General features: G+C 67.8%; 16 protein-coding genes and 1 tRNA gene. 8 read left to right on the top strand and 9 right to left on the bottom strand.

What is annotated here, in order from left to right; translation table 11 throughout:
- The first annotated feature begins 362 nt into the window (after positions 1-362).
- Positions 363-740, top strand: a complete 378-nt coding sequence (locus IFT82_RS10635; protein WP_192126495.1) for a response regulator — start codon at positions 363-365, stop codon at positions 738-740.
- Positions 741-774: 34 nt separating this feature from the next.
- Here IFT82_RS10635 and IFT82_RS10630 read toward each other — a convergent pair whose 3' ends face one another.
- The 3 genes from IFT82_RS10630 to IFT82_RS10620 form a co-directional block, all read right to left on the bottom strand.
- Positions 775-1,767 (bottom strand): sensor histidine kinase, encoded by a 993-nt coding sequence (locus IFT82_RS10630; RefSeq protein ID WP_192126494.1) that lies wholly within the window; start codon positions 1,765-1,767, stop codon positions 775-777.
- Positions 1,768-1,984: 217 nt separating this feature from the next.
- On the bottom strand, positions 1,985-2,686 hold the full coding sequence (locus IFT82_RS10625) for a PEPxxWA-CTERM sorting domain-containing protein (RefSeq protein ID WP_192126492.1): 702 nt from the start codon (positions 2,684-2,686) through the stop codon (positions 1,985-1,987).
- Positions 2,687-3,067: 381 nt separating this feature from the next.
- A complete protein-coding gene (locus tag IFT82_RS10620) occupies positions 3,068-3,553 on the bottom strand; it encodes a DUF6438 domain-containing protein (protein ID WP_192126490.1) in 486 nt (161 codons plus the stop codon).
- Positions 3,554-3,775: 222 nt separating this feature from the next.
- On the opposite strand from IFT82_RS10620, the gene IFT82_RS10615 reads away from it, so the two are divergent.
- Positions 3,776-4,303: a DUF937 domain-containing protein gene (locus IFT82_RS10615; RefSeq protein ID WP_192126488.1), complete on the top strand. Its 528-nt coding sequence runs from the start codon at positions 3,776-3,778 to the stop codon at positions 4,301-4,303.
- 78 nt (positions 4,304-4,381) lie between these two features.
- On the opposite strand, the gene IFT82_RS10610 is transcribed toward IFT82_RS10615, so the two are convergent.
- Positions 4,382-4,783, bottom strand: coding sequence for a DUF3597 domain-containing protein (locus IFT82_RS10610; RefSeq protein ID WP_192126485.1), 402 nt, complete (start codon positions 4,781-4,783; stop codon positions 4,382-4,384).
- 153 nt (positions 4,784-4,936) lie between these two features.
- On the opposite strand from IFT82_RS10610, the gene IFT82_RS10605 reads away from it, so the two are divergent.
- Positions 4,937-5,512, top strand: coding sequence for a DUF4142 domain-containing protein (locus IFT82_RS10605; protein ID WP_192126483.1), 576 nt, complete (start codon positions 4,937-4,939; stop codon positions 5,510-5,512).
- A gap of 167 nt (positions 5,513-5,679) precedes the next feature.
- On the opposite strand, the gene IFT82_RS10600 is transcribed toward IFT82_RS10605, so the two are convergent.
- Positions 5,680-6,840, bottom strand: a complete 1,161-nt coding sequence (locus IFT82_RS10600) for an MFS transporter (protein ID WP_192126481.1) — start codon at positions 6,838-6,840, stop codon at positions 5,680-5,682.
- Between the two features lie 96 nt (positions 6,841-6,936).
- Between IFT82_RS10600 and IFT82_RS10595 the strand changes: the two genes are divergently transcribed.
- Positions 6,937-7,842, top strand: a complete 906-nt coding sequence (locus tag IFT82_RS10595; RefSeq protein ID WP_192126479.1) for a LysR family transcriptional regulator — start codon at positions 6,937-6,939, stop codon at positions 7,840-7,842.
- Positions 7,843-7,902: 60 nt separating this feature from the next.
- On the opposite strand, the gene IFT82_RS10590 is transcribed toward IFT82_RS10595, so the two are convergent.
- Positions 7,903-7,977: transfer RNA gene (locus IFT82_RS10590), tRNA-Thr, on the bottom strand.
- Between the two features lie 81 nt (positions 7,978-8,058).
- On the opposite strand from IFT82_RS10590, the gene IFT82_RS10585 reads away from it, so the two are divergent.
- Positions 8,059-8,235: a hypothetical protein gene (locus IFT82_RS10585; protein ID WP_192126478.1), complete on the top strand. Its 177-nt coding sequence runs from the start codon at positions 8,059-8,061 to the stop codon at positions 8,233-8,235.
- A gap of 73 nt (positions 8,236-8,308) precedes the next feature.
- On the opposite strand, the gene IFT82_RS10580 is transcribed toward IFT82_RS10585, so the two are convergent.
- Together IFT82_RS10580 and IFT82_RS10575 are read right to left on the bottom strand one after the other, a co-directional pair.
- Complete coding sequence (locus IFT82_RS10580; RefSeq protein ID WP_192126476.1) at positions 8,309-10,111, bottom strand: aminopeptidase P family protein; 1,803 nt, start codon at positions 10,109-10,111, stop codon at positions 8,309-8,311.
- Positions 10,112-10,452: 341 nt separating this feature from the next.
- Positions 10,453-11,100: a retropepsin-like aspartic protease family protein gene (locus IFT82_RS10575; RefSeq protein ID WP_192126474.1), complete on the bottom strand. Its 648-nt coding sequence runs from the start codon at positions 11,098-11,100 to the stop codon at positions 10,453-10,455.
- A 272-nt stretch (positions 11,101-11,372) separates the two neighbouring features.
- Between IFT82_RS10575 and IFT82_RS10570 the strand changes: the two genes are divergently transcribed.
- The 3 genes from IFT82_RS10570 to IFT82_RS10560 are packed head-to-tail and all read left to right on the top strand — an operon-like array spanning position 11,373 to position 14,432.
- The gene (locus tag IFT82_RS10570) at positions 11,373-13,475 is read left to right on the top strand and encodes a S9 family peptidase (RefSeq protein WP_192126472.1); all 2,103 of its coding nucleotides are present in this window, start codon (positions 11,373-11,375) and stop codon (positions 13,473-13,475) included.
- Between the two features lie 10 nt (positions 13,476-13,485).
- Positions 13,486-14,046, top strand: coding sequence for a DedA family protein (locus IFT82_RS10565; protein WP_192126470.1), 561 nt, complete (start codon positions 13,486-13,488; stop codon positions 14,044-14,046).
- Positions 14,043-14,432 (top strand): acyl-CoA thioesterase, encoded by a 390-nt coding sequence (locus tag IFT82_RS10560; protein WP_244646672.1) that lies wholly within the window; start codon positions 14,043-14,045, stop codon positions 14,430-14,432. The genes IFT82_RS10565 and IFT82_RS10560 overlap by 4 nt, the downstream gene beginning before the upstream one ends.
- On the opposite strand, the gene IFT82_RS10555 is transcribed toward IFT82_RS10560, so the two are convergent.
- A complete protein-coding gene (locus tag IFT82_RS10555) occupies positions 14,433-15,668 on the bottom strand; it encodes a hypothetical protein (RefSeq protein WP_244646671.1) in 1,236 nt (411 codons plus the stop codon).
- Between the last annotated feature and the right edge of the window lie 103 nt (positions 15,669-15,771).

The raw sequence follows: 15,771 nt of genomic DNA, 5'->3' as shown, positions 1-15,771 counted from the left end.
GTGTCCGGTCGCACCTTTTGCGTGTTTCCTGAACGTGAGCGTCGATCTGGAGTCGGATGACATCAGATCGATCCGTCATGGCGAGCGCAGCGAAGCAATCCAGTGCCGGACCAGGACGCCCTGGATTGCTTCGCTGCGCTAGCCATGACGAACATCCGGATCAACCTCATGTCATCCCGCTCTGGCTAGAGCCACGATCGATAAAACGATTGCGGGTTCGTCTCTGTTTGACGCGGTTTGGCAACCGGTGGTAACATAGATTTACAATAGCAAGATTTTCAGGAGGGAGTGCGGTCCGCAGGGATTTATAACCCGCTCAATAGACGATCCATTGCACATGACCAAAAGCAGATCGGAAGCCGATGACCGCGCCTCGATGTGTCGTTCTTGTCGTCGATGACGAAAAGGCGATAATAATACTGCTTCAGGAAGCACTGGCTCTGATGGGCTATGATGTCATCGTGGCCGATTCCGGTGATGCGGCGCTGCCCATCGTTGCCAGCGGGGCAGCGATAGATGTCATCCTGACGGATGTCGTCATGCCCGGCAAGGCGAACGGATTCGATCTGATCGAGCAGGCAAAGGTCCTGCGGCCCGGTATTCATACCATCGCCATGTCGGGCTACGTGGCCAAACACGGCGATAGGATCGGGCTTGCCGATCGTTTCATCCAGAAGCCGTTCACGATTCCGGTGATCGATCGCGCGCTGCAATCGCTGATGCTGCGGCAATGTGCCTAGCGCGGAAGAGATAGAAAGGGCTGCGCCGGTACGGCTATGACCCGACGCCTGCGGGGATCACCAGCGTACATCTGGTGCCGCCGTGATAGCCGATCGTAACCTTGCCCCGCACCGTTTTGGCCAATGACGTCATCAGCGTGCTACCTTGACCTTGGCCGTCATCGATCCGGCCGCCGGCCCCACCATCGTCGACAACCGTCACCCGGATGTGATCGGCCTTGTCGGCGACATCGACCGAGATGCGGCCGGGACCATCGCCAAAGGCGTGCTGAAGGGCATTGGTCACCCATTCGTTGACGATCAGCCCGGCGACGACAGCGACGTCACTCGACGCCTGGATATGGTCGGCCCGGTACCGGATCGTGATATAGTCGGGCGCCGCACCGGTGCGTAGCAACGATACGACCCGTTCCAGATGATCCGCCAGATCTATCGATTTGCCATGATCCAGCTGGGCCGGAAGATTCTGATATACCGATGCGATCGTTTCGAGGCGGGCGGCCGCCATATCCAGCTCGCGCGCTACCGCGGGATCGAGCGACGACAACGACTGATGGGCAAGTAGCCCGGCCGCGATCTGGTAATTGTTCTTGGTGCGGTGATCCATCTCCGCGTTGAGCAGCGACAGGGTATGTACCTGCTGTTCGCAACGGCCACGCATCACGGCAGCCGCGCGGCGATGGGATGCCGTTGCCCAGATGGTCCCGGCGAGTGCCAGGGTGGACAGCACCATATTGGCCAGATCGGTGGAGATGCCGCCATGGGGGGAGACCCAGTTCGGGAAGACGTACCGGATGGTCAGCAACTGACAGCTCACCGCGGCGATCATGCCGGCGCGGCCGCCACCGACCAGCGTGGCGATCATGACCGCCGGGAAGGTCAGCACGAACGGCGCCACGCCACCGACGACGTGTTCGATCGCCAGGCGTGCCGCCACGGCCCCCATGGTCGCGGCAACGGCGACCAGGATATCGAAGGCCAGGCCCTGGCGGTCGATGCGCAATGTCTGGACGGATATCGAAGCCATTTCGTTCAATATGCCCCCGCCTTGCGAGTCGCGACGACCCTGTCCTTGCCGTTTGCCGGTGATACTCGAAGTGTTGTCCAACGGGATCGAACGGTCAAACCTGTTCTCGAAAGATTTGTTCGAGCCCCCGATATGGACCGGACATGATGGAGTATTGCCGGCATGAGACACCGCCGGGAAGATTCCGGTGGTGTTTCATGCCGGCATTTGATCGCGATCAGGCGTAAACGATCTTGCCGCCGCGGCGGCGATAGCGGACCGCGCCGGCCACCATGCCAAAGCCGAGCAGCATCATCCCCCATGTGGCGGGCTCGGGGACCAGACTGGTCGGCTGGAAATTCGCGCGCTGGGCGACCGAACCGTCCTGCGTGGTGAACGTGCCACCCAGATCATAGCCCGTCGCGTTGGTCCGGAAGATATAGGTGGCGCTGGTCTGCCCGACGCCTTCGAGGCCATTCGCGCCGAAATCCGCACGCAATACCGAGCCGCTGCCGTTGCGCGACGCGGTCGTCGTGGAGCCGGCCGGTCCTTGCGTATTGGGATTGTTCGCCGCGGTGAAGAACCCGGCACCGTCGAAATCGGTACCGTCTACCAGCGCCTCGACCGAATAGCCGAAGAACCCTGCCGATGTGAGGTTGTACACCTCATCGCCAAAATCGATCGCGGTAATGGCGACCTGATAATAGAAATCCAGCGTGCCCAGCGTGTTGCGATAGACGGCGCTGCGCAGGAACCCGCTATAGGTCGTGGCCCCGGTCGTACCGGACTGAATGCTGTCCAGTTGGACGCCCCGGGTGGAGGCATCGAACGCCGAGAAGGCGACCCCGACCTCTCCGGGCAGAAGAACGGTCGCAGAGGCTGGCGCCGCTGCCGTGATGGCGATCGTGGAGGCGAGAGCAACGAACCCAAGGCGCTTCATAAGACATCCCCTTTACCCGTGACGGCTACCAGACAGGCGCATCCATGCGCTTGCCGCCGACAGGCCGGGAAGCGTACGACCAATACGGCAGCACCCCAGTCCTAACACGCCGACAAGGCATGAACGTTAATCTAGCGTAAATATATGCAGGCCGGGCCAATTTTATTACTAAACTTTTGTTATTTCACGATGTTGGGTCGCCGCGTACGGGCGCTCACCTTGAGTCTTCAGCCATGGGCCGCATCTGGCGTTACAGAAAACCGCCCGAAGAAATACAGCTTAACGTCCTCATCGGCGACGTGACGGGTGCAATTTTTTCGCCGCCAATAATTGCAATATCGCAGGCGGGGGGTTCTTGGGCCATCGGCGCAGCGGCCCCGCTTACCCCTGCGGTCTTCCGATGAACGGTTGGATCGGGAGATCGCCGGGCGCCGCCCGCAGCGCGTCACGCATCGTCTGTGAGCCGCAGCCATCATACACGTTGAGATGTTGCCGGCCCCCGCTCGACCCGGTCCAGACGATATCGACGCTCGGCATGTCGCTCGGCGCGTTCCCGCAGTTCGGGGTGCCGGGGTGGTACAGCATCTCGTTCCCGGCCGGACGATAGGGCGCCAGTCTGGCGGCAAAGGCCTGATAGGCCGCGGACGTGATCCGGAAAGCCCTGATGCCGGTGACCGCGGTAAAACGCTTGCCCTCGAAAATGCCCTTCCCGTCAGGGGTGAGCGTGACCGCATAGACCGGGCAGGTGCCGAAGCACGGCGCGGTCTCGTAGCGGATCGTTTCACTGTCCAGCGCGATCGGCCGGCCTCCTGGCGACGCATCGACGGCCGCGCAGCCTGACAATCCAACCCCCGCCATCCCGGCCATGGCGAATCCGATGGCTCCTGCCTTGCTCATGTCATCGTCCTTTTTCGTGCATGTCCAACGGCATGCATCGCCTCCGCGTGACATAGCGCCTCCATTCTGAACGGCAGCACGATGGCGAATGTCGTTATCCGGCCGGGTTACCCCCATGCCCCGCCGGCATCACAGCCAGCCGTCGATGGCACCTGGCGGCCCGAGGGGCGTTGCGGTCGCAAGGAGAATGACATGCAGAATTTCGATCAGTTTCTTGGCGCAAGCGGCATGGACCTCGGCCAGCTCAGTGCACGCTTCGGTCTCACGCCCGAGCAGACCCGTTCCGCGCTCGCATCGCTGATGCCGGCGGTGTTGGGCGGCTTTCACAAACAGGCCGATCCCGGCGATCCCGGTGGCGTTGCACACGGTGCCGGAACCGCCGAGCCGACCACGTCGACGGGCAACGACATCCTGGGCCAGATCTTCGGCACCAAGGACGTCAGCCGGCAAGTCGCCGACCACGCAGCGGATCAGTCCGGGGTGTCGAGCGCGGTGCTGAAGGCGATGCTGCCGATCGTCGCCGCCATGGTCGCGCGCCACTTCGCCACGAATGGCGGGTCAGGTGCCGCCGGTGGGCTGGGCGGTGGACTGGGCGGCGTGCTGGCATCCGTTCTCGGCGGGGGCACGAGCGGCAATAGCGGCGCCGCCGGTGGATTGGGCGGCATGTTCGGGGGCGGTGGCAATCCGCTCGATGCGATCCTGAACGGGCTGCGCCGATAGGCGCTGGCCGGACGATGAAGTCGTCCGGATGTTCCGGCCGGGTAACGCGATGGCGTCATCCGGCCGGGACGGTCATGCTCAGTTGCGCAGGCTGTCGGGCACGACGCCGCCATTCTCGGCGAGCTTGGCCATCACCGCCTTGTGCAGCGCAATATTCTGCTCGGCGGTACCCGGGGCACCGGCATGGACGCCCAGTTCGTCGGCCAGCTCCTTACGGGCGTCGAGACTGTGATCGAGACCCAGCAGATTGAGCAGATCGACGATCGATGTCCGGTAGTTCCCGCCACCGTTCTGCATCGATGCCATCTCGGCCAGCACCGCACCGACATCGACATTCTGGGGGGCCGCCTGCGGAGCGGATGGCGCGATCGGCGCCGCCTGCGGCGTGGCGGCCGCGGGGGTGGCAGGGGCGGGCTGGGTGGCCGGCTTGTCCTGTCCGTGATGGAAGATCTTGCCCATGATGTTGCCGAAGATGCTCATCGTATCCGTTCCTTGAATGGCGACCGTCGTTGCGGTGTCGGCATGAACGACAGGGACACGTCAGAGGGTCCATTGGGAACGTCAGCGTTGCGTACGCAGTTATCCCGCTGACGTGCCGATGTGCTCGCCGATACGCTATCAGGGAATCCCGCTATGACATTTCGCAAAACGATCATCACCGCCACCGCTGTGGTGGCACTTGCCGGCTGCGGCCGCAGCAACGAAGCCGGTCAGGTCAACACCATGACGACGAACACCGAGGTCGACGGGACCAACGTGCCCGGTACGCCATCCGTCACGGCAAGCGGCGCCCAGAGCTTCGCGAACGTCGCCGCGGCCAGCGATGCGTTCGAGATCGAAACCTCGCGGCTTGCCCTGACCAACGGCGCATCGGCGGCCGTGAAGTCCTATGCCAACAAGATGATCGAGGCGCATACCACCTCCACCGCCAAGCTGAAGACCGCGGCGGCCGGCGTGACGCCGGCGATCACCCCCAACCCTGCGTTGAATGCCGAGCAGCAGCAGAAGCTCGACCAGCTGAAGACCCTGAACGGGGCCGCCTTCGATCAGGCCTACAAGACCGAACAGGCGGCCGGGCATCAGCAGACGCTCGATGCGCTGAAGGCCTATGCCGCCACCGGCGACGCCCCCCAGCTCAAGACGTTCGCCAGCGAGATGATCCCGATCGTCACCGCCCATCTGAACATGGCCAAGACGATGAAGATCTGATCGACGCCGTTTGCGGTCAGTGACTGCGATGTGGTTTGGCCTAGGTGCCTGTGGCGCCCGGGCCGAACTGTATCGGCGACATGGTTCGGTCCGCGCGCATCGTCATCGTGTCGGACAACGCTGGCCGGGAGACGGGAGCCGAGGCCGATCGGCCCGCCTGCCGGGTTTCACGCCGGACACGTCACGGCCCGCCGCCGCCCGATCGCGATCAGCATGACCAGCGCCGCCGCCGCCATCGCCCCGCCCGCCAGCGACACCGCCGGCAGACCACGCCCCGCGCCGATCACGCCGCCGCCCAGCGCCGCGCCGATCGCGTTGCCGAGGTTGAATGCACCGATGTTCATCGCCGAGGCGAGGTTCGGCGCATCCGCGGCGGCCTCCATCACCCGCATCTGCAGCGGCGGCACGATCGCGAAGCTGGCGATGCCCCAGATCAGGATCGCGGCAGCGGCGGGCAGCGGCCAGTGCATGACGCCGGCGAACACCACCAGCACCGTGGCGAGCGTCGCAAAACTCCCGACCAGCGTCCGATCGATCGATCGGTCCGCCAGCCGTCCGCCCAGCGTGTTCCCGATCGTCAGCCCGATGCCGTACAGCACCAGCATCGCGGTGACGAAGCCGGTCGAGGCGTGCGTCTCGTCGCGCAGGATCGGGACGATATAGGTGAACACGGTGAACATCGCGCTCGCCCCGACGACGGTCAGCGCCAGCGCCGCCAGCACCGGACCGCGCGTGAGTACCCTCAGTTCCGCACGCATGTCGCTGTCCTGCGTAACCGGCAGCGATGGCAGCGCCAGCCGCAGCGACAGCATCGCCACTGCCCCCACGCCGGCGATCCCGGCAAAGGCGGTGCGCCAGCCCAGCACCTCGCCCGCCCAGGTTGCCAGCGGCACGCCGCCGATCGTCGCCACCGTCAGCCCGGTGAACATCGCCGCGACCGCGCCCGCGCGCTTGTCGGCGGGGACGAGGCTGGCGGCGACGACTGAACCGACGCCGAAGAACGCACCGTGGTTGAACGACGTGACGACCCGCGCGATCATCAGCGTCCAGTATCCGTCCGCCAGCGCCGACAGCGCGTTGCCGAGCGTGAAGATGCCCATCAGCGCGACCAGCAGCGTCCGCCGGTCGATCCGCCCGGTCGTCAGCGTCATCAATGGTGCACCGATCAGCACCCCCATCGCATAGGCGCTGACCAGCAGCCCCGCCGCCGGGATCGACACGCCCAGATCGCTGGCGATGCCGGGCAGCATCCCCATCGGCGCGAACTCGGTCACGCCGATGCCGAAGGCGCCTGTCGCCAGCGCGAGCAGGGGGAGGTTGAGGCGCATGACGAATGGTCCTTTGTTGCTCCTGCAGAGATGATGGCTTGCGCGTCCGCGCGGTAGCCGGAGAATGGGACCAGCAGCTTTGCCTGGGAGTCACAGATGGACGTCGGCGGTCGATCGGGGGAGATGGCGGTGTTCGCCAGCGTCGCGGCGCAGGGCAGCCTGTCGGCGGCGGCGCGGGCGCTGGGGCTGACGCCATCGGCGGTCAGCCGCATCGTCGGGCGGATCGAGGCGCGGCTGGGTGTGCGGTTGCTGGTCCGCACCACGCGCGCGCTGGCGCTGACCGGGGAGGGCGAGGCGTATCTGCGCGCCGCCCGCCGCATCCTCGCCGATCTGGCGGAGGTGGAGGGCAGCATCGCCGATCAGGCGTCGCCGCGCGGCCGGCTGCGCGTCACCGCGTCGCTGGCGCATGGCCGGTTGTTCGTCGTGCCGCTGCTGGGCGATTTCACCGCGCGCTATCCCGGTATCCTTATCGACCTGAACCTGTCGGACCGGATCGTCGATGTGCTGGGCGGGCAGGCGGATGTCGCGGTCCGTTTCGGCCAGTTGGCCGACAGTCCGCTGACGGCACGCAAGCTGGGCGAGACGGGTCGGGTGGTGGTCGCCTCGCCCGATTATCTCGCGCGGGAGGGCACGCCGCGGGTGCCGGACGACCTGCTCGCGCACAATTGCCTGAGCTTCAACTTCCGGCGTGCCGAACCCGGCTGGCCGTTCCGCGAGGACGGGCGCGACCGGGCGCTGGCGGTGACGGGGTCGATCGAGGCGAACAACGGCGAGTCGCTGGCGCAACTCGCGCGGGCCGGCGTCGGTATCGCGAGGGTCGGGCGGTTCGCGGTGGACGATGACCTCATTTCGGGCCGGCTGGTGCCGCTGCTGGAGGCGTTCAACCCGCAGGACCGCGAGCCGCTCCACGCGCTGTTCGTCGGCGGGGCGACCATGCCGGCGCGGGTGCGCGTGTTCGTCGACTTCCTGGCGGAAAGAATCGGTGCCGGTGGCGCCGGATGACCGCGAGCGACGGCCTGTCGCGACCCGGGTCCGCCAAATGGCGGAGATATCAGGAGAAAATGGTGCTGCCGGTGAGGATTGAACTCACGACCTCAGCCTTACCAAGGATGCGCTCTACCACTGAGCTACGGCAGCACTCGACCCGACGGGCGAAGCGCGCCTAGAGCGGAGGGGGGACGGATTGTCAAGGCTTTGTTCGAACGGCTAGGGGAAGCCATGGCGAACAACGAGCGGGACGAGCGGCGGGCGGCGGCGCTGAGGGCCAATCTGCGGCGGCGGAAAGGGCAGGCGCGCGAATCGGCGGCGGCGGTGGCCACGGGCGACGCCACCGAAGCCGATATCGCCGCTACCGGACAAGGCGATCAGCCGATGCCGAACGATCCGGTGGCGTGACTGGCGATATCCACCGCCTCGCGCGTGGCGACCGACGCGCCGTAGGCGCAGGCTACCGCGAGGACGACCAGCATCAGCCGACGGGCGCACATTTTTCCAAAAGCCATTGCAGCACCTCTCCATCGAGTTGCGTCCCGATGATCTTCGTCACCGTGGCGTGATAGGCATTGAGCCATGAAAGCTCGTCCGGCGTCAATAGGGCCGGGTCGATCAGGTCGCGCTCGATGGGCGCGAAGGTGAGCGTCTCGAACCCCAGCATCGCGCGGTCGGGATCGCCGCCGGCAATGGTGCGCGGTTCGACCAGCAACAGGTTCTCGATCCGGATGCCGTAGTCGCCGGCCTTGTAGTAGCCCGGCTCGTTCGACAGCATCATGCCGGCGCGCAACGGTTCGAGCGCCTGACCGCCGGGATAATCGGGCTTGGCGATCCGCTGCGGCCCTTCGTGCACCGACAGATAGGCGCCGACGCCGTGGCCGGTGCCATGGCCGTAATCCAGCCCCGCCTGCCAGAGCGGCGCCCGGGCCAGCGCATCGATCTGGCCGCCGCAGGTGCCATCGGGGAAGACCGCGGTGGCGATCGCGATATGCCCCTTCAGCACGCGGGTGAAGCGGTCGCGCATCTCCGGCGTCGGCGGGCCGATCGGCAGCACCCGGGTCACGTCGGTGGTGCCATCGGCATATTGGCCGCCCGAATCGATCAGATAGAGCTGGCCGGGCAGGATCGGCGCATCCGATTCGGGGGTGACGTGATAGTGCGGACTGGCCCCGTGCGCGCCGGTGGCGGAGATGGTGGCGAAGCTGGTGTCGATCAGGCACCCGGTCGCCTGCCGGAATTCCAGCAGCTTCGCCGCCGCCGACAATTCGGTTTCGGTGCCCGCCGGACAGGTGGTGGCCGCCCAGTGGAGGAAGCGGGTGAGCGCGGCACCGTCACGCGCGGAGGCGGCACGGTGGCCGGCGATCTCGACCGGGTTCTTGATCGCCTTGGCCAGCAGCACCGGATCGCGCTCCGCCACCACGGTCGCGCCGCCGGCGGCCAGCGCCTGCACGATCGCGGCGACCGAGCCGGCGGGATCGGCGACGACGCGCCTGCCGGCCAGATCGTGCAGCGCGGCGGCGAAGGCGGTGCGGTCGTGCAGGCGGACGGCATTGCCGAGATGCTGGCGCACCGCATCGTCGATCTTGCCGGGCGCGACGAACAGGTCGGTCGCGCCGTCCGCGTGGAGGATCGCATAGGCGAGCGCGACGGGGGTGTGATCGACATCGCCGCCCCGGATGTTGAGCAGCCACGCGATCGAATCGAGCGCGGACAGCACCACCGCGTCCGCACGCCGCGCCACCAGCCAGTCGGCGATCGCGGCGCGCTTTGCCGCGGAGGCGACGCCGGCATGGGCATCGGCCTGCACCGTCAGCGGCGCGGGGGAGGGGGCGGGGCGATCCGTCCAGATCGCGTCGACGGGATTGGCGTCCACCGCGACCAGTACCGCGCCGGTGGCGGCGAGGGCGGCGGCGGTGTCGTCCACCCAGGTCTGCGGATGCAGCCAGGCGTCGTAGCCGATCCGCGCACCGGCGGGGGCGTGCGCGGCCAGCCAGTCGGCGACCGGGGTCTGCGGCACATCGACATAGGTCCAGTCGGCGGCGGACACCTGTTCGCGGACCTGCAGCGTGTAGCGGCCGTCGGTGAAGATCGCGGCGCCATCCGCCAGCACGACGGCGGTGCCGGCCGAGCCGCCGAACCCGGTCAGCCAGGCCAGCCGCTGCGCATAGGCGCCGACATATTCGCTGAGATGCTCGTCGGTCAGCGGGATGACGACACCGTCCAGTCGCTGGCGGGCGAGCTGGTCGCGAAGGGCGGCGAGACGGGCGGAATGGGAAGACATGGCGGTATCCGGGGCTGAAAGGTCACGGTGGAAAGTCACGAAAGTCGCATCCTACAGGGGTGCGCGGGGTGGGCGCATGAGGTGCGGCCGGCAGGCACGGGGTACATGACGGGGGCGGACGCGACGATCATGGCGGCGGGTTCTGGCAGATGCGGTGAGTGTAGGACAGGGGGGCATGGGGCGCGGTTGCGCCTTCCTTCATACGCTTCCCCGGCGGAGGCCGGGACCCAGTTGGGGGACGTTCGTGACTAACTTACTGCGGCCTTCCCAACTGGGCCCCGGCCTCCGCCGGGGAGGCAGAAGAAGGGAGGCAGAAGAAGGGAGGCAGGAGAGGGGAAGGGTCAGGCCGTCGCGGGGTCCGGCTTTTGCGGGTGGTGCGGCACGAGGATCAGCGTGTTGTCCTCCACCCGCCACGACTTCAGGCGCGACAGGAAGTTCATGCCGATCACGTTGACCTCGCCGAACGCAGGCGAGACGACGACGGTGAGGTCGCGGGCGACGATGTTGCCGAGGCGCAGTTCGTCGACCCGCGCGGTCTGCGCCTGCACGGTGCCGTTGGCGGTGCGCAGCAGCACGGGGACGATGCCGCCGCCCGCCTCCAGCCCCGCCGCGGCGGCGGTGCGGGTGGAGACGGCGGTGACGGTGGCGCCGCTGTCGATCAGCATCCGCCGTTCGGTATTGCCCAGCCGGACACGGACCCAGAAATGGCCGTCGGGGCTCATCCGGACGCGCATCGTGTCGCCGACGACGCGCTGGTCCTCCAGCTTCAGCATCGCCGCGATCCGGCCGATCCACGGATCGACATCGGCGCGCTGGTCGATCACCATCACCAGCAGCAGCGCGAGCACGCCCCAGGTGACGATCTGCACCCCCAGCCGCACGATCGCGACCCGCCGCGCCAGCATCAGCACCGCGACGATCGCGACGGCGACGGCATAGGGGGCGGGGGTGGTGAGCGGATCGGGAAAGGTGAACGTGCCGGGGAGCATGGTGCGGATGTAACGCGGCGGGGCTGTATGAGGGGTGTACGGCGTTCTTTTCGCTGGTCACTGGCGCGCGTCACCGCCGCCATCATCGCCTCCCCGGCGGCGGCCAAGGCCCAGTTGGGTGAAGTGTGGTGACGATCCACGACGGCCGTCCCAACTGGACCCCGGCTTCCGCCGGGGAGGTGGCAGAAGAGGAGGCGGCAGAAGGGTAGGGCGGCGGGGCGGGGGCGCGTGCGAAGCGTCGACATGGCGGTGGCAGCCGCTATGGAACGGGCATGACCGATTCCGTTCCCCCCGCCATCCCGACCGACCTGCCCGCCCCCCCGGTGGCGGAGCGGCGGCCGTACAGCGTCACGGTGCATGGCGAGACGATCGACGATCCCTATGCGTGGCTGAAGGATGCCGGCTATCCGGACGTGAAGGACCCCGCGATCCTCGCCTATCTGGACGCGGAGAACGTGTATTTCGAGGCGGCGATGGCGCCGCACCGGCCGCTGGTCGACACGCTGTACGAAGAGATGAAGGGCCGCATCAAGGAGGACGATTCCTCGGTGCCGCAGAAGGACGGCGACTGGCTGTACTGGACCGCGTTCGAGACGGGCGGCCAGTATCGCAAATGGTGGCGCCGGCCGGTGGGCGCGCCGGCCGACGGCAGCGCCGACGAACTGCTGCTCGACGAACCGGCGCTGGCGGAGGGGAAGGAATATTTCTCGCTCGGCGCGTTCGCGGTCAGCAACGACGGGCGGCATCTGGCCTATGCGATCGACGATACCGGCGCGGAACGCTTCACGGTGCGGGTGAAGGAACTGGCGACCGGGCGCGACCTGCCCGAGGTGATCCCGGGGATGCTGTCCGACATCGTGTGGACGGCGGACGACAGCGGCTTCCTGTACGGCCTGGCGAACGAGCAGTGGCGGACCGACAATGCCCGGCTGCACCGGCTGGGCACGCCGGTGGCGGACGATATCGAGCTGTACAAGGAGGCGGACGAGGGCTTCCGCGTGTCGATCGGCGAAACCTCGTCGCGCGTGTGGATCGCGATCGGCACCGGCGACCATGTGACCAGCGAGATCAGGCTGGTGCCGGCGGGCGATCCGACCGCGACGCCGATCCTGGTCGCCCCCCGCGTCGAGGGGCGCGAATATGACGTGGACGAGCATGACGGCACGCTGTTCATCCACACCAACGACACCGATCCGCAATTCCGGCTGTGTACCGCGAGCATCGATGCGCCGGGCGACTGGCGCGAACTGATCGCGCCGTCGCCGCATTTCTACATGACGGGGGTGGAGTGTTACCGCGACTTCTTCGTGGTGGAGGGGCGCGAGGACGGGTTGGATCAGGTCGAGATCCATCGCTACGACGCGGGCACGGCGCCGGTGCGGGTGGCGTTCCCGGAGGCGAGCTATGCCGCTGGCCTCGGCGACAATCCCGAATACGACAGCCAAGTGCTGCGGATGGGGTACCAGTCGATGGTGACGCCCGGCACCGTCTATGATTACGACGTGGCGACCGGTGGGCTGACGACGCTGAAGGTGCAGGAGATCCCGTCCGGCTACGACGCCGGCCGCTATCGCACCGAGCGGATGAAGATCGCCGCGCGCGACGGCACCGAGGTGCCGGTGTCGATCGTGTACCCGGCCGATTTTCCGCGCGACGGGACGGGCGCGGTCTATCTCTATGCGTATGGCGCGTACGGCATGGCGATCCCGCCGGGCTTCTCGACCGGGCGGTTGAGCCTGCTCGACCGGGGGATGGCGTTTGCGATCGCGCATATCCGGGGCGGCGACGATCTGGGCCAGCAATGGTATCTGGACGGCAAGCTGACCAAGCGGACCAACACGTTCAACGATTTCGTCGACGTGGCGCGCGGGCTGGTGGCGGACAGATGGACGAGCGCCGGGCGGATCGCGATCGCGGGCGGATCGGCGGGCGGCGAGCTGATGGGCGCGGTGGTCAATTCCGATCCCGACCTGTGGGGCGCGGTGGTGGCGGACGTGCCGTTCGTCGACGTGCTGAACACGATGCTCGACGCGGACCTGCCGCTGACGCCAGGGGAATGGCCCGAATGGGGCAACCCGATCGAGGACCCGGCGGCGTTCGCGCTGATCCGGTCGTACAGCCCCTATGACAACGTGAAGGCGCACGCCTATCCGCCGCTGTTCATTTCCGGCGGGCTGAACGATCCGCGCGTGACCTATTGGGAACCGGCGAAATGGGCCGCGAAGCTGCGCGCGACCAAGACGGACGACAATCTGCTGCTGCTGAAGACCAACATGGGGGCGGGCCATGGCGGCAAGTCCGGCCGGTTCGAATCCCTGCGCGAAGTGGCGGAGGAACATGCCTTCGTGCTGTGGCAGCTGGGGATCGCGGGCTGACGCCCTGACCATGACGATCGCGGCGATCCTTGCACGGTACGGCCTGATCGCGATCTTCATCGGCGCGGGGGTGGAGGGGGAGACCGTGGTCGTCACCGGCGGGGTGATGGCGCATCAGGGTCTGGTGCCGCTGGCCGGTGCGATCGCGGTGGCGGTGCTGGGATCGTTCACCGCCGACCAGCTGCTGTTCCTGACCGGGCGGCGGTTCCGCGACCATCCGCGCGTGGTGCGGTGGATGCAGAAGCCCGCCTTCGCCCGCGCGCTGACCGCGTTCGAGCGGCATCCGGCGGGGTTCATCCTCGCGTTCCGCTTCATCTACGGGTTCCGCACGATCAGCCCGGTGGCGATCGGCACCACCGGCGTGTCCGCGCGGATGTTCGTGACGCTGAACGCGGTCGCGGCGGTGGTGTGGGGCACGCTGTTCACCACGCTGGGCTATGTGTTCGGACAGGGGATCACCGCGCTGCTCGACCGGTACAGCCCCAGCGTGACCACGGTGGGAATCGCGGCGGCGACGGTGGCGGCGTTGATCCTGGGGGTGCAATGGTGGCGGAAACGACGGGCGGCATGAGGGAATTCGCGCAGGACTTCGTCGCGGGGGCGGCCGACATCGACGAGCTGGGGCATGTCAACAATGCGGTCTGGGTGCGCTGGATCCAGGATATCGCCACCGCGCACTGGGAAGCGGCGGCGGCCCCGGCGCATGTCGCCGCCTATGCCTGGGTCGTGACCCGGCACGAGATCGATTATCGCGGCAACCTGACCGAGGGGCAGCGCGTCACCGCCCGGACCTGGGTGGGCGAGCCGAAGGGGGCGCGGTTCGACCGGCATGTCCGCTTCGTCGGCGCGGACGGCCGCGCGCTGGTGACGGCGGTGACGACCTGGGCGCTGATCGACCGCGCGACCGGGCGGCTGCTGCGCGTGCGACCGGAGATCGCGGCGCCGTTCATCGGGTAATCACCGTTCCCCCAGGATGGCATCGATCCGCTCGATCATCGCGGTGAAGCGGGGGGTGCCGATGCCGCCATAGGCGCGGGTGAACTGCGCTTCGGTCAGCCCCTCCGGCTCGCGGAGGATGACCGGGGGCAGCAGGCTGTCGTCGGTGGCGGCGCGCAGGCGGGCGGCGCGATCGGCGGCGCGATCGGGCTTCGTCGCCGAGGTGGCGGTGCGGAAGCCGGCGCGGTCGGCGCCGATGTCGATGAACGAGAAGCCGGTGGGATCGCCCACCGCGAATTCCGATTGCGGGGCCAGGCTGTCGGCCAGTTCCTTCCACTCGCCCATCGCCTGCGCCAGTTGCGCGCCGCCGCCGACCGCCAGCGCGGCGGACAGCGACCAGTGCTTGGGCAGGTCGGCGCGGCCGTGCAGCGTGACGATGGGGGCGGGGATGCGGCAGCGGTCGACATGGGCGCGGGCGACGTTCGCCAGCTCGCTGGCCTTTTCGTCGACCAGCAGCATCGCCAGCGCGACGAAGCCCGCCTGATTGTCGGACGGGCTGGCGGCGCCGATGAACGCGCGGCGGACCTGCGTGGCGAACTGCGCGGCGGGGGTGCGGCGCTGCGCCCCGGCGAGCGCGCAGTAACGGCGGGTGACGGCGACGCCATCGATGTTGGCCTGCGGACGGGGGGGATCGACGATCGCGACGACCTTGCCGCCGCCGATCGCGACATGGCGCACCATCACGTCGAGCGGCGGCACCTCCACCCCGCGCCACGCCAGCAGGCGGCGGCCGACGTTCAGGATCGCGCGGCTCCACCGGTCGGACAGCGACAGGCGGCCGATCGTCAGGTGGGTGGCGGGGAAGCCACGGCCGGACCGCACCGCGACGACCGCCGCGTTCAGCCAGCGCCCGCCGGGCAGGCGATGGCTGCCGACGATGTGCAGCCCGTTGTCCTTCACCCCCAGCGACAACCGGTCGGGCCGCAGGCCGTGGCTGGCGAGCGCGGCGATCCCGTCCAGCTGTTCGGGGCCGAAGGCGATCGGATGCGCGGCGGGCATGTCGGCGGCGCCCCGCAACTGGACCAGCGCGTCGCGCCCGGCGCCGACCTGTTCGGCAGTGGGGGCCGGGCGGGGCGCGACCCAGGGCGCGGGACTGGTGAACAGGACCAGCAGCCCCGCCGCCACCGCGACGACCAGCGACAGCGCGGCCACCAGCAACAGCGGCCAGCGACGGCGGGATGGCGGAGCGGTGGTCATCGGTAGATGCTGCTGTGCGGCATCGGCGTGATCCGGTCCAGAGGCGACCGACGGGCCGGGGTGGCGGCGCGACGAATATGGGGGGCCACGGACACCGCTTCGT

It is taken from the genome of Sphingomonas sp. CFBP 8760, assembly GCF_014841615.1.
Classification (GTDB): Bacteria; Pseudomonadota; Alphaproteobacteria; order Sphingomonadales; family Sphingomonadaceae; genus Sphingomonas.
Note: the sequence above shows the minus strand (reverse complement) of the source record. Positions and strands in the feature narration are given on the sequence as shown.